The organism is Streptomyces sp. NRRL WC-3549, from assembly GCF_000721935.1.
Taxonomy (GTDB): Bacteria; Actinomycetota; Actinomycetes; order Streptomycetales; family Streptomycetaceae; genus Streptomyces.
On record NZ_KL585471.1, the window covers coordinates 1 to 1,906 of the forward strand.

The 1,906-nt window shown below is 69.0% G+C and carries 3 protein-coding genes; 1 reads left to right on the forward strand and 2 read right to left on the reverse strand.

Translation table 11 applies throughout. The features are described from left to right. Together IH13_RS0136280 and IH13_RS45475 are read right to left on the reverse strand one after the other, a co-directional pair. The coding region (locus tag IH13_RS0136280; RefSeq protein WP_031091445.1) for a beta-ketoacyl synthase N-terminal-like domain-containing protein at positions 1 to 1,160 on the reverse strand (1,160 nt) is incomplete at its 3' end. Between the two features lie 7 nt (positions 1,161 to 1,167). Then, positions 1,168 to 1,632 carry an acyl carrier protein gene (locus IH13_RS45475; protein WP_234433522.1) on the reverse strand — a complete coding sequence of 155 codons (465 nt, stop codon included), beginning with the start codon at positions 1,630 to 1,632 and terminating at the stop codon, positions 1,168 to 1,170. Between IH13_RS45475 and IH13_RS45480 the strand changes: the two genes are divergently transcribed. Beyond that, positions 1,621 to 1,906, forward strand: a 286-nt coding sequence (locus tag IH13_RS45480) for a hypothetical protein (protein ID WP_234433523.1), incomplete at its 3' end; no start/stop codon positions are given. The genes IH13_RS45475 and IH13_RS45480 overlap by 12 nt on opposite strands.

Here is a 1,906-nt window from a genome sequence, read left to right on the forward strand (position 1 = left end):
CCCGCGGCAGCCTGCGTGTGCCCGATGTTCGACTTCAGCGACCCGAGCCACAGCGGCCGGCCGTGAGTCCTCTCCTGCCCGTACGTGGCGATGAGTGCCTGTGCCTCGATCGGGTCGCCGAGTGTGGTGCCGGTGCCGTGCGCTTCCACGGCATCCACCTGGGCGGCCGTCAGCCTGGCGCCGGCCAGGGCCTGCTGGATGACGCGCTGCTGGGAGGGACCGTTGGGCGCCGTCAGGCCGTTGGACGCCCCGTCCTGGTTGACGGCGGAACCGCGTACAACGGCGAGCACTTCGTGCCCGTTGCGGCGCGCGTCCGACAGCCGCTCCACCAGGAGTACGCCTACTCCTTCACCCCAGCCCGTGCCGTCGGCTGCGGCGGAGAAGGCCTTGCACCGGCCGTCCGCGGCAAGGCCACGCTGCCTGCTGAAGTCGATGAACGTGGCCGGGGTCGTCATCACCGTGACCCCGCCGGCGATCGCCATGGTGCACTCGCCCGATCGCAGCGACTGCACAGCGAGGTGCAACGCCACCAATGACGACGAGCACGCCGTGTCGACGGTGACCGCCGGTCCTTCGAGTCCCAGGGTGTACGAGACCCGGCCCGTGACGACGCTGCTCGCGGTGCCGGTACCGAGGTATCCGTCGACGCCCTCGGGCACGGCACCGACGCTCGCCGCGTGATTGTGGTACATCACCCCGGCGAACACACCCGTACGGCTGCCCCGCAGTGACAGCGGGTCGATTCCGGCGCTCTCGAACGCCTCCCAGGAAGCCTCCAGCAGCAGGCGCTGCTGCGGATCCATGGCCAGCGCCTCACGCGGCGAGATCTTGAACGGTTCCGGGTCGAAGTCGCCCGCGTCGTGCAGGAACCCGCCCTCGCGGGTGTAGCTGGTGCCTGGCCGCTGCATCTCGGGGTCGTACAGCGCTTCCAGGTCCCAGCCGCGGTCGGTGGGGAAGTCGGTGATCCCGTCCCGGCCGGAGGCCGCCAGTTCCCACAGCTCGTCGGGGGTCCGTACGTCACCCGGGTACCGGCAGCTCATCGCGACGATGGCGATCGGCTCGTTGTCCTTCTCCTCGACGGAGCGCAAGCGCTCACCGGTCTCGTGCAGCTCAGCGGTGACCCGCCGGAGGTATTCGCGGAGCTTGTCTTCGTTCGCCATCAGCGATTCACCTGCCGAACTTGTTGTCGATGAAGTCGAACAGCTCGTCGTCTGAGGCTGTACCGAGTGTCTTACTGAGGTTGAAGCCTTCACCGGCCTCGTCATCCAGGCCGTCCTGGGCACCTGCCGGCCCGCGCTCCTCGTTCCACCTGGCCATGAGTGCGTTCAGCCGGGCAGTGATGGTGGCGACGGAGTCCTCGCCTTCCGGCGTGAGCGCGTCGAACACCGTCTCCAGCCGATCGAGGGTTTCGAGCACCGAGTCCATCGCCGCATCGCCGGGGGCGATCTCGGTCAGGATGTGCTCCGACAACTCGCCGGGGGTGGGGTGATCGAAGACCAGTGTCGCGGGCAGCCTCAGCCCTGTCGCCCTGTTCAGCCGGTTGCGGAGGTCCACGGCAGTGAGCGAGTCGAAGCCCAGCTCGGTGAAGGCCTCGTGCGGCCTGATGGACGCCCCCGAGGCGTGGCCGAGCACCTCAGCCACCTGATCGCAGACCAGCTGAAGTGCCAGCCGCTCACGCTCTGCGGCGGGTACCGCACGCATCCGGTCGGCATAGTGAGGGGTGCCGCCGGACTCGGCGTCGCGGCCCTCCTCGCCGAGGCGCCTGATCGGCTTTCGTACGAGCGACCGAAGCACCGCGGGCACGTCGTCCGTCAGGGCGTTCTCACGCAGCACGGTGAAGTCAAGGGGGACGGGGACGACAACCGGCTCGTCGATCAAGGCTCCGGCCGCGTCGAAGAGGCTGAGC